This is a genomic window from Pseudomonas sp. Q11 (assembly GCF_024494355.1).
GTDB classification, from domain to species: domain Bacteria; phylum Pseudomonadota; class Gammaproteobacteria; order Pseudomonadales; family Pseudomonadaceae; genus Aquipseudomonas; species Aquipseudomonas hefeiensis.
On record NZ_JAKNQY010000018.1, the window covers coordinates 19168 to 34038 of the forward strand.

Below are 14871 nucleotides of genomic sequence, written 5' to 3' on the forward strand. Positions count from 1 at the left end.
TGGGAGCGAGCCTGCTCGCGATAGCGGTGGACCAGCTTACATCCATGTTGGATTGTAGCGCTGGTTACAACCCACCCGTAGCCTGAAACCCCACGCCAATCACCGTCAGCAACGACAACGGCAATAACAAGGTATCGAGCAACGCACTGGCCGGCAGATCCACGCCTGGGTAACGCGGCGCTTCGGCGCCAAAGCGGTCCTTGGCGCAACAGCCACCGTTAAGCGCATACAAGTCCAGGCGCGTGCCCGCATACACCACCGGCGCGCCGGGCTTGGCGGCGTCCAGGGTGCGGGCGGTGGCGCAGCCGGTCAGTTGCAGCGCCAGCAATACCACCAGCAGCTTATTCATCACTGCTCAAATGGTACTCGCCCCAGCGCGGCAGCATGTCCTGGGGGATGTTCAGCAGATTGAGAATCCGCGCGACCACAAAATCGATCAGGTCATCGATGGTCTGTGGCTGGTGATAAAAACCCGGCGAGGCCGGCAGAATCGTCACACCCATGTTCGACAGCTTGAGCATGTGCTCCAGATGAATGCTCGAATATGGCGCCTCGCGCGGCACCAGGATCAACTGGCGGCGCTCCTTGAGCGTCACGTCGGCGGCGCGTTCGATCAGATTGTTGCAGGCCCCGGTGGCAATCGCCGAGAGCGTGCCGGTGGAACACGGCACCACCACCATCGCCGCTGGCGCGCCGGAGCCCGAGGCCACTGGCGACATCCAGTCTTCCTTGCCGTACACGCGAATCTGCCCCGCCGCCGCACCGGTGTATTCGGTGAGGAAGGCCTGCATCATCTGGGTCTTGCCCGGCAGGGTAACGTCGGTCTCGGTAGCCATCACCAATTGCGCCGCCTTGGAGATGAGGAAATGCACCTCGCGGTCTTCGCGCACCAGACAATCGAGCAGGCGCAAGCCGTACTGGGCGCCGGAAGCACCGGTCATCGCCAGGGTGACGCGTTCGGGGCCATTACTCTCCAGGCGCGTGTTCATTTCAGTGCCTCGGCCAGTTTGCCGTGCAGGCCGCCAAAGCCGCCATTGCTCATGATCACCACATGAGTGCCGGGCTGGGCCTGGCTCTTCACGCGCTCGATGATGCCTTCCAGCGAATCACTGACAATCGACGGCACCGTGCACAACGCGGCAATGGCGCCCAGGTCCCAGCCCAGGTTAGCCGGCGCGTACCAGATCACCTGATCGGCATCCACCACGCTTTCCGGCAGGCCGTCGCGGTGGGCGCCGAGTTTCATGGAGTTGGAACGCGGCTCGATGATGGCGATCAGCGGTGCATCGCCGATACGCTTGCGCAAGCCGTCGAGGGTGGTGGCGATGGCCGTCGGGTGGTGGGCGAAGTCGTCATAGATGGTGATGCCGCGCACTTCAGCGACCTTTTCCATCCGCCGCTTCACGCTTTTGAACGCACTCAGCGCAGCGATGCCCATGGACGGCACCACGCCGACATGACGGGCCGCCGCCAGAGTGGCCAGAGCGTTGGCGACGTTGTGCTGACCGGTCATGTCCCAATCGACCACGCCTTGGGCCACGCCTTCGAACATGACTTCGAACTGCGAACCGTCCTCCTTGAGCAGCTTCACTTGCCACTGCCCACCGGCACCGGTCGTTTGCACCGGGGTCCAGCAGCCCATCTCGATGACGCGCTGCAAGGCCGGCTCTGTGGTCGGATGGATCACCAGGCCTTCACTCGGGATGGTGCGCACCAAATGGTGGAATTGCCGCTCGATGGCTGGCAGATCGGGGAAGATGTCGGCGTGATCGAACTCAAGGTTGTTGAGGATCGCGGTACGTGGGCGGTAGTGGACAAACTTCGAACGTTTGTCGAAGAACGCGCTGTCGTATTCGTCGGCCTCGATCACGAAGAACGGCGTTCCGCCCAGGCGTGCCGACACCGAGAAATTCTGCGGCACGCCGCCGATCAAAAAGCCCGGGCTCATGCCCGCGTGCTCCAGAACCCAGGCGAGCATGCTGCTGGTGGTGGTCTTGCCATGGGTGCCGGCCACGGCCAGGACCCAACGGCCCTGCAACACATGATCGGCCAGCCATTGCGGGCCGGACACGTAAGGCAGGCCTTTGTTGAGCACGTATTCAACCGCCTGATTGCCACGGGACATGGCGTTGCCGATGACCACCAGGTCCGGCGCCGGGTCCAGTTGCGCCGGGTCGTAGCCTTGGGTCAGCTCAATGCCCTGGGCCTCCAGCTGCGTGCTCATCGGCGGGTAGACGTTGGCGTCGGAACCAGTCACGTGATGGCCCAGCTCCTTGGCCAATACCGCCATCGAACCCATGAAAGTGCCGCAAATACCGAGAATATGGATGTGCATAGTCGACCTCGTAAACATGGCCGCAGGTTAGCGTAGGGAGGGGGAAATCGCACCTTGTGTTTCGAACTGCAACCATCAGGACAGCGCGAATCCCCTGTGGGAGCGAGCCTGCTCGCGATAGTGGTGGGTCAGTTTGCATTGATGCTGAATGTGCCGCCGCCATCGCGAGCAGGCTCGCTCCCACGGTTGGACCGCATTACTCCTGAAGGGACTCGGTCAACTGTGGGAGCAAGGCTTGCCTGCGATAGTGGTGGATCAGCTTGCATGGATGTTGAATGTGCCGCCGCCTTCGCGAGCAGGCTCGGTCCCACAGTTGAGCGCATTCTTCCTGGAGGGACTCGGTCAACTGTGGGAGCAAGGCTTGCTCGCGAATGGCCGCGACGCGGTTCAACGAGCGATGGCGTGCTTGCGCAGTTTCCGGTAGAGGGTGTTGCGGCTGATGCCCAATTGCTCGGCGGTGTGGGTCATGTGCCAGCGCTGGCGCTCCAGCGCATCGAGCAGCGCCAACCGCTCGGCATCTTCCAGCGGGCGTTCCGCCACCGTTTCAACCACCACCGACGGACTCTGGCGAATCATCGCCGGCAGGTCCTCCAGTCCGATCCGCCCGCCGTCGCACAACGCAGCAAGGGTGCGCAGCACATTGCGCAGTTGCCGCACGTTGCCCGGCCAGTCGAACCCCAGCAACGCCTGGCGCGCCGGTTCGTCGATGGACACCGCTTCGGCGCCCGCCTCTTCGGCCAACAGAAAATCCAGCAACTGGGACTTGTCGCTGCGCGCGCGCAACGCCGGCAACGGGATTTCCAGGCCGTTGAGGCGGTAGTACAAGTCCTCGCGAAAACTGCCGTCGCGCACCCGATCAAGCAACTGACGGTGGGTGGCGCTGATGATGCGCACGTTGACCGCTTCGGGTTCGCCGCCGATGGGCACCACTTGGCGATCTTCCAGCACCCGCAGCAAACGGGTCTGCAAGGCCAGGGGCATGTCACCGATTTCATCCAGAAACAGCGTGCCGCCGTCGGCCTGTTGCAGCTTGCCGCGCATGCCTTCCTTGCGGGCACCGGTGAAGCTGCCGCCGCGATAGCCGAACAGCTCGCTCTCGATCAGGCTTTCCGGGATGGCTGCGCAGTTAAGCGCCACGAAGTTTTTCCCGGCGCGCTGGCTGGCATGATGCACGGCCTTGGCGAAGGCTTCTTTGCCGGAGCCGGTTTCGCCGTGGATCAGCAGCGGCACATCGCGCTCGAACACCCGCAGCGCCTTGCGAAAATGTTCCTGCAACGCCGCATCCCCCAGGCAGATACCCGGCAACCGGGCAGGCTCGATGGTTTTAAACGCAGGGACGACCGGGACCGGCACGCTGCGCGGCTGCCCTCGCAGCACGGCAAACAAATGCCGCCCGTCACGGGTGCGCAACGGCCAACTGGCGCTGGCATGGGCGCTGGCCCGTCCGAGCAGCTCATCCAATGAACAATCGAAAAAGTCTTCCACCCGCTGACCGAGCAAGCCACCGCGAATATGCCCCAACAGGTTCAGCGCGCTCTGGTTGACGGCGCTGATCCGCCCTTCTCCGTCGAACGCCAGCAGCCCCTCGCTGAACAACCCCACGGACTCGGCCTGCAAGTGAAAGCGCAGCAGCCATTGATTGTCGAAGCAGCGCAGGAAATAGCAGCTCTCGATCATCTTTGCCGAGAGGTTGACCAGGGCCATGGTGTGGAACTGGCTCTGGCGCGACACGTCCGGCCGGGCCGAGGACACATCAAGCACCGCAAGCAGTTCGCCATGAGGGTCGAAAACCGGGCTGGCCGAGCAGGTCAGGCCGGTGTGGCGCCCGCGAAAGTGTTCTTCCTGATGAATCGTCAGGGCCTGGCGCTCCACCAGGCAGGTGCCGATGCCGTTGGTGCCTTCGCAGGCTTCGCTCCAGTCAGCACCGAGCCAGAGGCCGGCCCGTTCGAAAATCTTGCGCTCGCTGGGGGCAGTGACGCAGTTGAGGATCACGCCGCGAGCGTCGGTCAGCAACACCGCGTGGCCGGCGCCGGAGAGTTGTTGATGCAGACTGGTCATTTCCGTGCCGGCGATGTGCAACACCTGTTGCAGGCGCTCGCGGCTTTCCAGCACCCGGCCATGCTCAAGCACCGTCGGCGCCAGGTTCTGCGCCGGGTCGAGGTGATAGTCCTCAAGGCAGCGCAGCCAGGAGCGGGCAATCGACGGATCGCTGCCAGGGCCCTGCAAATGGGCCTTGCCCTGGGTGACCGTCAGGACTTGCCGGGCATGGCGACTCAAGTGGTTGCTGTGCATTTCTTATTGTTCTCCCCGAAGGTTGCGGCCTTACTGTAGGAGCTGCCGAAGGCTGCGATCTTTTGATTTTGATCTTTCGCTTGGGACTCAATTGACAGGGGAAAGATCGTAGCCTCGTTGCACTCGACAGCTCCTACAGCTCATACACAGCTCCTACCCGGTCAGCTTCGCATCGAGGCCCAGCATCCTCCAGCCCAACCGGCTTTGCAATGCTGGCGCGACCTGTCGGTCACAGACTGTCTCGCATCTGGCACAAACTGTCACACCCCCTGTATCGCTATCGTCACGCAGGGCATCCGTTTGTCCGACGAACTCCTCCTAAAGTCTTGATTTACGGGCCCCGCAAGGCGATGGCCCAACCTTTGCTCTAGGCTTAATACCAGCGCTTATTGGCGCGGCTCCCTTATAAGCACAAAAGCCAAGGAGAACTCATCATGCGTTACGCTCACCCCGGTACTGAAGGCGCTATCGTTTCGTTCAAGAGCAAATACGGTAACTACATCGGCGGCGAGTTCGTCGCGCCTGTTAAAGGTCAGTACTTCACCAATACTTCCCCGGTCAATGGCCAGCCCATTGCCGAATTCCCGCGTTCCACGACCGAAGACATCGAAAAAGCCCTGGACGCCGCCCACGCTGCCGCTGATGCCTGGGGCGCCACGTCCGCCCAGGCCCGTTCGCTGGTCCTGCTGAAAATCGCCGACCGCATCGAAGCGAACCTCGAAGTGCTGGCAATCACCGAGTCCTGGGACAACGGCAAGGCCGTGCGCGAAACCCTCAACGCCGACATCCCCCTGGCCGCTGACCACTTCCGTTACTTCGCCGGTTGCATCCGCGCCCAGGAAGGCAGCGCTGCCGAAATCGACGGCAACACTGTGGCCTATCACATCCATGAACCGCTGGGCGTGGTCGGACAGATCATCCCGTGGAACTTCCCGATCCTGATGGCCGCCTGGAAACTCGCCCCGGCCCTGGCCGCCGGTAACTGCGTGGTGCTCAAGCCGGCCGAGCAAACTCCATTGGGTATTACGGTGCTGATGGAGCTGATCGGCGACCTGCTGCCGCCCGGCGTGCTGAACGTGGTGCAAGGTTTCGGCAAAGAAGCCGGTGAAGCCCTGGCCACCAGCAAGCGCATCGCCAAGATCGCCTTCACCGGCTCGACCCCGGTCGGCTCGCACATCATGAAATGCGCGGCCGAAAACATCATCCCGTCCACCGTGGAACTGGGCGGCAAGTCGCCGAACATCTTCTTCGAAGACATCATGCAGGCCGAGCCGAGTTTCATCGAAAAAGCGGCCGAAGGCCTGGTGCTGGCGTTCTTCAACCAGGGTGAAGTCTGCACTTGCCCTTCCCGCGCCCTGGTGCAGGAGTCGATCTACGACGAGTTCATGAAGGTTGTGATGAACAAAGTCCTGCAGATCAAGCGCGGCGACCCGCTGGACACCGACACCATGGTCGGCGCCCAGGCGTCCGAGCAGCAATTCGACAAGATTCTTTCGTACCTGGAAATCGCCAAGGGCGAAGGCGCCGAACTGCTGACCGGCGGCAAGGTGGAAAAACTCGACGGCAACCTGGCGACCGGGTATTACATCCAGCCGACCCTGCTCAAGGGCACCAACAAGATGCGCGTGTTCCAGGAAGAAATCTTCGGCCCGGTGGTGAGCATCACCACCTTCAAGGATGAAGCCGAAGCCCTGGCGATCGCCAACGACACCGAGTTCGGCCTCGGCGCAGGTCTCTGGACCCGCGACATCAACCGCGCCTACCGCATGGGCCGGGCGATCAAAGCCGGTCGCGTCTGGACCAACTGCTACCACCTGTACCCGGCGCATGCTGCGTTTGGTGGTTACAAGAAGTCCGGCGTTGGGCGTGAGACGCACAAGATGATGCTCGATCATTACCAGCAGACCAAGAATTTGCTGGTGAGCTATGACATCAATCCGTTGGGGTTCTTCTAAACGGACGGGGCGAGGCAGGTCATCCTGCTTCGCCCTTTAGATAGCTATCGTCGGATCGCCGCCCGGAGCAGGCTCGCTCCCACAGGGATTTGTGGATAACTCTCTTTCTGTGGGTTGGCCCAAATCCACTGTGGGAGCGGGCTTGCTCGCGAAAGCGGTGTGTCAGTCACACAGTTGCTCAAGGTGCCGCCGCCTTCGCGAGCAAGCCCGCTCCCACAGGGGTCTGCGCTAAATCGGCGATCAGGTTGGACAAAAAACAATAAAAACAGGTAAACCCTTATGCCAAGCGATCATGCAAACCCGCAACCGGCAACCTCCTCGGTCGACTTTGAAAAAGTCGGCTCCGAATACTTCCAACAACGTGAACTGAAAAAAGGTGCGGCGGGCTGGGTCCTGCTGGTGGGCCTGGGGGTGGCGTATGTCATTTCCGGGGACTACGCCGGCTGGAACTTCGGCCTGGCCCAGGGCGGTTGGGGCGGGATGTTCCTCGCCACGCTGCTGATGGCTGCGATGTACCTGTGCATGTGTTTTTCCCTGGCCGAATTGTCTTCGATGATTCCTACCGCCGGCGGCGGCTATGGTTTCGCCCGTAGCGCATTCGGGCCTTGGGGCGGGTTTCTCACGGGCACGGCGATCCTGATCGAGTACGCCATCGCCCCGGCGGCGATTGCGGTGTTCATCGGTGCGTATTGCCAATCGCTATTTGGCATTGGCGGCTGGATGATCTACCTGGCGTTCTACATCATCTTCATCGGCATCCACATATTCGGCGTGGGTGAAGCCCTCAAGCTGATGTTCATCATCACCGCCGTCGCCGCCCTGGCACTGGGCGTGTTTCTGGTGGCGATGGTGCCGCACTTCGACGTCGCCAACCTGCTGGACATCCCGGTCACCGCGGCCACAGGCGCCAGCCCATTCCTGCCGTTCGGCTATGTCGGCGTGTGGGCAGCCATTCCGTATGCCATCTGGTTTTTCCTGGCCGTGGAAGGCGTACCGCTGGCGGCTGAAGAAACCAAGAACCCCAAGCGCGACCTGCCGCGCGGCCTGATCGGCGCCATGCTGGTGCTGGTGGCGTTTGCCCTGCTGATTCTGGTGATCGGCCCAGGCGGCGCGGGTTCCAATGCGCTGATGGCTTCGGGCAACCCGCTGGTGGAAGCCCTGGCCAAGGCCTACGGCGGCTCGACCTGGATGGGCAACTTCGTCAACCTCGTGGGCCTGGCGGGCCTGATCGCCAGTTTCTTCTCGATCATCTACGCCTACTCGCGGCAGATCTTCGCGCTGTCTCGCGCCGGTTACCTGCCACGCAAGCTCTCCGAAACCAATAAAAGCAAAGCACCGGTCTTGGCGCTGATCATCCCCGGCATCATCGGTTTCGGCCTGTCCCTGACCGGCCAGGGCGATCTGCTGATTCTGGTGGCGGTGTTCGGCGCCACCATCTCCTACGTGCTGATGATGGCCGCGCACATCACCCTGCGCATCCGTCGCCCCAAAATGGACCGGCCATACCGCACACCGGGCGGCATCTTCACCTCGGGCGTGGCCTTGGTACTGGCATGCATCGCCGTGGTGGCGGGCTTTCTGGTGGATCCGCGGGTGGTCATCGGCGCCGCGATCATCTATGGAGTGTTAATTGCTTACTTCGCGTTCTACAGTCGGCATCACTTGGTAGCAGGCACGCCCGAAGAAGAATTCGCGGCCATTCAGAAAGCTGAAGAAGCCTTGCACTGAGTTGTAAAACGCCGAAAACCACGGCGCCGCCCAGCGGCGCCGTCACGGAGAACCTGTATGGCCAGTTTTGCACACACGGTCGGCGCCCAGACCTACCGCTTCGACAGCCTCAAAGACCTGATGGCCAAGGCCAGCCCGGCGCGTTCCGGGGATTTTCTGGCCGAGGTCGCGGCGCTCAACGATGGCGAACGAGTAGCAGCGCAAATGGCCTTGGCTGACCTGCCCCTCAGCCATTTCCTGCAAGAAATGCTGATTCCTTACGAGGACGACGAAGTCACCCGGCTGATCGTCGACACCCACGATAAACAGGCCTTCGCCGCCGTCAGCCATCTTACGGTCGGCGGTTTTCGCGACTGGCTGCTCAGCGACGCGGCCGACGAACACAGCCTGCGGGCACTGGCCCCGGGCCTGACCCCGGAAATGGTCGCCGCCGTGTCGAAGATCATGCGCGTGCAGGATTTGGTGCTGGTGGCGCAGAAAATCCGCGTGGTGACGAAGTTTCGCGGCACCCTCGGCCTGCGCGGGCGGCTGTCCACCCGCCTGCAACCCAACCACCCCACCGATGAACCCGCCGGCATCGCCGCGAGCATCCTCGACGGCCTGCTCTTCGGTAACGGCGACGCCATGATCGGCATCAACCCGGCCACCGACAGCACAGCGTCGATCTGCGCCATGCTGGAAATGCTCGACGCCATCATCCAGCGCTACGACATCCCGACCCAAGGCTGCGTGCTGACCCACGTCACCACCTCCATTGAAGCGGCGAACCGTGGCGTGCCCCTGGACCTGGTGTTCCAGTCCATTGCCGGCACCGAAGCGGCCAACGCCAGTTTCGGCATCAACCTGAACGTCTTGCAGGAAGGCTACGACGCCGGGCTGAGCCTGAATCGCGGCACCTTGGGCAACAACCTGATGTATTTCGAAACCGGCCAGGGCAGCGCCCTGTCAGCCAACGCCCACCACGGCGTCGATCAACAGACCTGCGAAACCCGGGCCTACGCCGTCGCACGGCATTTCAAGCCGTTTCTGGTGAATACCGTCGTAGGATTTATCGGCCCGGAATACCTGTACAACGGCAAACAGATCATCCGCGCCGGCCTGGAAGATCACTTCTGCGGCAAACTGCTGGGCGTGCCGATGGGTTGCGACATTTGCTACACCAACCACGCCGAAGCCGACCAGGACGACATGGACACCCTGCTGACCCTGCTGGGCGTGGCCGGGATCAACTTCATCATGGGCATCCCCGGCTCCGACGACATCATGCTCAACTACCAGACCACCTCGTTCCACGACGCCCTCTACGCCCGCCAGACCCTGGGCCTGAAGCCGGCGCCGGAATTCGAGACCTGGCTGGCGAACATGGGCATTTTCACCCAGGCCGATGGCCGGGTGCGGTTCGGCGACAACCTGCCACCGGCGTTTCGTCACGCATTAGCTCATTTGGGATGAGAGAACTGCCCATGGATAAAAAACCTGTAGATCCACAAAACCCTTGGCTGAATCTGCGCAACCTCACCCCGGCGCGCATTGCCCTGGGCCGCACCGGCACCAGCCTGCCAACCTCGGCGCAACTGGACTTCCAGTACGCTCACGCCCAGGCCCGCGATGCGGTGCACCTGGCATTCGATCATGAAGGCATTCGCGCGCAACTGACTGAACGCGGCCGCGAAAGCCTGCTGCTCCACAGCGCGGCCAGCGACCGCAACAGCTACCTGCAGCGCCCGGACCTGGGCCGACGGCTCGACGAGTCCTCCGTACAAATCCTGGAGGACTACGCAGCGGCCCACCCCGGCGGCGTAGACCTGGCCATCGTGGTAGCTGACGGTCTGTCGGCGCTGGCGGTGCATCGCCACACTTTGCCGTTCCTGGCCCGGCTGGAAGAACAGACCGCCGCAGATGGTTGGTCAACCTCGCCGGTGATTCTGGTGGAACAGGGCCGCGTCGCGGTGGCCGATGAGGTGGCGCAGCGGCTCGGCGCAAAAATGTCGGTGATCCTGATCGGCGAACGCCCCGGGCTCAGCTCCCCCGACAGCCTGGGTTTGTATTTCACCTACAACCCCAAGGTCGGCCTGACCGATGCGTATCGCAACTGCATTTCCAACGTCCGCCTCGAAGGTTTGAGCTATGGCATGGCTGCTCATCGCCTGATCTACCTGATGCGCGAGGCCTGCCGCAGACAGCTCTCAGGGGTCAATCTGAAGGACGACGCCCAGGTCCAAACTTTAGACTCGGAAAACGCCGCCGATATGAAAGGTAATTTCCTACTGATGCCGCCCCGAAGCTGATCCGTTTACAACATTGCGTTTTTGATCCGCTTTCAGGCAGCATCGAAGCACGGCAGAACGCCGTTGTTGTCAGAGTATCTGTCGACCTTTGCAGACGAGACCTACTATGCGGATTATCCAAGCGACCCTGGAACACCTGGACCTGCTGACCCCATTGTTCGTCAAATACCGGGAATTTTATGGCTCGCTGCCCTACCCGGATTCGTCCCGAGCCTTCCTCGAAAAACGCCTGCGCCGCAAGGAATCGGTGATCTACCTGGCGTTGCCCGATGACGATGACAACCGGTTGCTGGGCTTCTGCCAGCTCTATCCAAGCTTCTCGTCACTGTCGCTCAAGCGCGTGTGGATCCTCAACGACATCTACGTCGCCGAAGACGCCCGCCGCCAACTGGTAGCCGACAACCTGATCCGCACCGCGAAAAAAATGGCCAAGGAAACCAACGCCGTACGCATGCGCGTCTCCACCAGCAGCAACAACGACGTGGCGCAGAAAACCTACGAGTCGATTGGGTTCAAGGAAGATACCGAGTTCAAGAACTACGTGTTGCCGATCAGCGAAGAGCTCTGAGCCGACAGCAATACCTCAGTGGTGAGGGAACCCTCACCACACTAATATCCCTGACACAACACAACCCCCGTGGCGAGGGAGCTTGCTCCCGCTGAGCTGCGCAGCAGCCCCAAAACCTGAGCACGCGGTGTATCAGATTGAGCGGGCCGGCTGATTTAGGGCCGCTTCGCGCCCCAGCGGGAGCAAGCTCCCTCGCCACAAGAGCCTTTACCCAGCCACAACACCACCGAAATCCCCCGCTACAAACTCACCACGCACCGCCCCCTCCTGCCCGTATAATGCCGCTCTTCCCGGCTTGTAAGAAAAAGCTACACGCGTTGTAGCCTTACTCGAAGCCCGACCCACAGGCCCCACCCAGTCAGGCCGCGACCACAGGTGCTTTGCATGGATTTCAACCCCCTCGACCTCATTCTGCATCTCGATGTGTACCTCGACCTGCTGGTGACCAACTACGGGCCGTGGATCTACGCCATCCTGTTCCTGGTGATCTTCTGCGAAACCGGCCTGGTGGTGATGCCCTTCCTGCCGGGCGATTCCCTGCTGTTCATCGCCGGCGCGGTAGCAGCCGGCGGCGGCATGGACCCGGTGCTACTCGGCGGCCTGCTAATGCTGGCGGCGATCCTCGGCGACAGCACCAACTACCTCGTCGGCCGCACGGCGGGCGAACGGCTGTTCAGCAACCCGAACTCGAAAATCTTCCGCCGCGACTACCTGCAACAAACCCACGATTTCTACGACAAACACGGCGGCAAAACCGTGACCCTGGCGCGCTTCCTGCCGATCCTGCGCACCTTCGCGCCCTTCGTCGCCGGCGTGGCGAAAATGCCTTACCCGCGTTTCTTCGGCTTCAGCGTCTTCGGCACCATCCTGTGGGTCGGCGGCCTGGTCAGCCTCGGCTACTTCTTCGGCAACGTACCGTTCATCAAGCAAAACCTGTCGCTGCTGGTGGTGGGCATCATCCTGTTGTCGCTGGTGCCGATGATCATCGGCGTGGTCCGCAGCCGCCTGGCCCGCAGCGCTTCGAAAGCCCAACCACGCTGATCGCCCATGTGGTCCCTGAGCGGCTGGCGCCGGCAACGCACCCTCGCCAAACATCCCGTCAGCGAGGAAACCTGGCAGCGGGTGCGCCACCAGTTGAGTTTTCTCGACGGCATCAGCGCCGCCGAAGACCAATGGCTGCGCGAAGCCTGCGTGCTGTTCCTGCATGACAAACACCTGAGCGCCCTGCCCGGCGTCGAGCTGCACCAGGAACAACGCCTGCTGCTCGCCGCCCAGGCCCAATTGCCGCTGATGCACCTGGGCGAACTGAACTGGTATCAGGGCTTTCACGAAATTGTGCTCTACCCCGACGACTTCCTCAGCCCCCAGCGCTACCGCGACGCCAGCGGCATCGAGCACGAATGGGACGGCGAACACAGCGGCGAAGCCTGGCCCCAGGGCCCGATCATCCTGGCCTGGGACGGGGTGCTGGCCAGCGGCGGCTGGGAGGGCTACAACCTGGTGATCCACGAACTGGCGCACAAACTCGACATGCTCAACGGCGACGCCAACGGCCTGCCGCCGCTGCATGCCGCCATGCGGGTCAAAGACTGGGCCGAGGCCATGCAACAGGCTTTCGACGACCTCAACCGCCAACTGGACCAGGATCCGGACGCAGAAACCGTCATCGATCCCTACGCAGCGGAGAACCCGGCGGAATTCTTCGCCGTCACCAGCGAATACTTCTTCAGCGCCCCAGACCTGCTGCACCAGGCGTACCCGCGGGTCTATGAACAGCTCAAGGCGTTCTACCGCCAGGACCCGCTGGCCCGGCTGCGGCAACTTCAAGCCGAAGATCCGGTCTATCAAGCGTCATACTAAGGTCTCTAAGACCCTTGTAACGTGGCATCGACGGCTGAATATGCCTATAATCGCCGCCACTTTTTGGTCAATCCGACCAGTCATTTGGTCAACTAACGGGGGCACCGCCCAATGAGCTACAGCAAGATTCCGGCTGGCAAAGACCTGCCGAACGACATCTACGTCGCGATCGAAATCCCGGCCAACCACGCCCCGATCAAATACGAAATCGACAAAGACAGCGATTGCCTGTTCGTTGACCGTTTCATGGCCACCCCGATGTTCTATCCGGCCAACTACGGTTTTATCCCCAACACCCTGGGCGACGACGGCGACCCCCTCGACGTGCTGGTCGTGACCCCTTACCCAGTCGCCCCAGGCTCGGTCATCCGCGCCCGTCCGGTCGGCATCCTGAACATGACCGACGACGGCGGCGGCGATGCCAAAGTCCTCGCCGTACCGCACGACAAACTGTCGCAGCTGTACGTCGACGTGAAGGAATACACCGACCTGCCACCGCTGCTGATCCAGCAGATCGAACACTTCTTCGCGAACTACAAGGATCTCGAAAAAGGCAAGTGGGTCAAGATCGAAGGCTGGGCCGGTGCTGATGCCGCCCGCGAAGCGATCACCAAGTCGGTTGCCGCCTACAAAGGCTGAGACTGAAGTAAAGAAAAACCCCGGTGTGCACCGGGGTTTTTTTATGTCTTAATAATGATAAATACGAAGTTGTATTAATAGAGTTTAACAGCGTTTAGCCCGCCCCTTTCAAATCCTGCAAACGGAAAGATCGTCTTATATATTTGCACGACATGTTTATTGCCGAAAACACAGTCGCCCCTAAACTTTCCGTTTATGAAAATACTTTCCAGTGGCGACCGCTTCAGAGCCCTTCTAAAAGAAGCAAATATCCGATCCGCCGACTTCGCGAAGTTATACGGCGTGAAATCCCAGCACATAAACAACTGGTTCAACCGTGGCATCCCGCCAGGGCGCATCTACTCCATCGCCAGCCTGCTGACCGTCAGCCCGCAATGGCTCGCCACCGGCGAAGGCCCGCAGACTCCACTGGGCCTGGGCCCGGGCATCACCTATGAAGCCGCCGAAAACGATGGCGTCTACAGCGTGCAAGAAACCACGGACATCGAACTGCCCCTCTACAAGGAAGCCCCCATCGCCCCCGGCGAAACCAAAACCCACATCATCGAAATCCCCGACCAAACCATCCGCCTGCCCCGCAGCCACCTAGAATCCCTGGAAATCGACCCCGGCGATGCCATCTGCACCACCATGGTCGGCGACAGCATGGCCGAACGCATCGAAGACGGCTCCACCCTCGCCATCGACCGCGGCCTGACCCAAGTCGTTGATGGTCAAATCTATGCGCTTGAACACGACGGGATGCTGCGCATCAAATACCTGCACCGCATCCCCGGCAACCGACTGCGCCTGCGCAGCCACAACAACACCGCCTACCCCGACGAAGTCTTCAGCGCCGAACAGATTGATGCGCAACACATAAGGGTGATTGGCTGGGTGTTCTGGTGGTCAACCCTCAACAAACAGCGACCGCCGGTGTTCGACTAACCCACCCGAACGGGCAGACAGGCAAAGCTCCTTGCGCTGAGGAGCCTTTGTGACAGCAAGCTTTTGTGGCGAGGGAGCTTGCTCCCGCTGGGCTCTGTAGGAGCTGGCGAAGCCTGCGATCTTTTGCTCTTTCACCCCTAACCCAATGATTCCACACCACTTACCACTGGGATTCTGAAGCAAACCCGCGTATCCTCCGCCCCACATTTGCGAGCCCACACCTCGCACCGACAAGGCAGATCACTTTCTGACCAAGTCCCACAGCCGGCCGCAAGAGCC

13 protein-coding genes are annotated in these 14871 nt (G+C 61.5%); 9 read left to right on the plus strand and 4 right to left on the minus strand.

What is annotated here, in order from left to right; genetic code table 11:
* Positions 1-64 precede the first annotated feature (64 nt).
* The 4 genes from MA884_RS18645 to MA884_RS18660 form a co-directional block, all read right to left on the minus strand.
* Positions 65-349: a YceK/YidQ family lipoprotein gene (locus MA884_RS18645; protein WP_047229479.1), complete on the minus strand. Its 285-nt coding sequence runs from the start codon at positions 347-349 to the stop codon at positions 65-67.
* On the minus strand, positions 342-989 hold the full coding sequence (gene ubiX, locus MA884_RS18650) for a flavin prenyltransferase UbiX (protein WP_256231884.1): 648 nt from the start codon (positions 987-989) through the stop codon (positions 342-344). The genes MA884_RS18645 and ubiX overlap by 8 nt, the downstream gene beginning before the upstream one ends.
* Complete coding sequence (gene mpl, locus MA884_RS18655) at positions 986-2335, minus strand: UDP-N-acetylmuramate:L-alanyl-gamma-D-glutamyl-meso-diaminopimelate ligase (RefSeq protein ID WP_256231885.1); 1350 nt, start codon at positions 2333-2335, stop codon at positions 986-988. The genes ubiX and mpl overlap by 4 nt, the downstream gene beginning before the upstream one ends.
* 387 nt (positions 2336-2722) lie before the next feature.
* Positions 2723-4627, minus strand: coding sequence for a sigma-54-dependent Fis family transcriptional regulator (locus tag MA884_RS18660; RefSeq protein WP_256231886.1), 1905 nt, complete (start codon positions 4625-4627; stop codon positions 2723-2725).
* A 434-nt stretch (positions 4628-5061) separates the two neighbouring features.
* Here MA884_RS18660 and MA884_RS18665 point away from each other — a divergent pair, with 434 nt between their 5' ends.
* The 9 genes from MA884_RS18665 (at position 5062) to MA884_RS18705 (ending at position 14592) form a co-directional block, all read left to right on the plus strand.
* On the plus strand, positions 5062-6582 hold the full coding sequence (locus MA884_RS18665; RefSeq protein ID WP_256231887.1) for an aldehyde dehydrogenase family protein: 1521 nt from the start codon (positions 5062-5064) through the stop codon (positions 6580-6582).
* A 279-nt stretch (positions 6583-6861) separates the two neighbouring features.
* Positions 6862-8310 (plus strand): ethanolamine permease, encoded by a 1449-nt coding sequence (gene eat, locus MA884_RS18670; RefSeq protein WP_256231888.1) that lies wholly within the window; start codon positions 6862-6864, stop codon positions 8308-8310.
* Between the two features lie 57 nt (positions 8311-8367).
* Entirely contained in the window at positions 8368-9762 is a 1395-nt protein-coding gene (locus MA884_RS18675; RefSeq protein ID WP_047229473.1) for an ethanolamine ammonia-lyase subunit EutB, read from the plus strand.
* An 11-nt stretch (positions 9763-9773) separates the two neighbouring features.
* Positions 9774-10598, plus strand: a complete 825-nt coding sequence (gene eutC, locus MA884_RS18680) for an ethanolamine ammonia-lyase subunit EutC (protein WP_256231889.1) — start codon at positions 9774-9776, stop codon at positions 10596-10598.
* 106 nt (positions 10599-10704) lie between these two features.
* Complete coding sequence (locus MA884_RS18685) at positions 10705-11166, plus strand: N-acetyltransferase (RefSeq protein WP_092394658.1); 462 nt, start codon at positions 10705-10707, stop codon at positions 11164-11166.
* A 384-nt stretch (positions 11167-11550) separates the two neighbouring features.
* A complete protein-coding gene (locus MA884_RS18690) occupies positions 11551-12207 on the plus strand; it encodes a DedA family protein (RefSeq protein ID WP_256231890.1) in 657 nt (218 codons plus the stop codon).
* A gap of 6 nt (positions 12208-12213) precedes the next feature.
* Positions 12214-13026 (plus strand): zinc-dependent peptidase, encoded by an 813-nt coding sequence (locus tag MA884_RS18695; protein ID WP_256231891.1) that lies wholly within the window; start codon positions 12214-12216, stop codon positions 13024-13026.
* A 111-nt stretch (positions 13027-13137) separates the two neighbouring features.
* Complete coding sequence (gene ppa, locus MA884_RS18700; protein ID WP_256231892.1) at positions 13138-13665, plus strand: inorganic diphosphatase; 528 nt, start codon at positions 13138-13140, stop codon at positions 13663-13665.
* Positions 13666-13860: 195 nt separating this feature from the next.
* The gene (locus MA884_RS18705) at positions 13861-14592 is read left to right on the plus strand and encodes a helix-turn-helix transcriptional regulator (RefSeq protein WP_256231893.1); all 732 of its coding nucleotides are present in this window, start codon (positions 13861-13863) and stop codon (positions 14590-14592) included.
* Positions 14593-14871 lie beyond the last annotated feature (279 nt).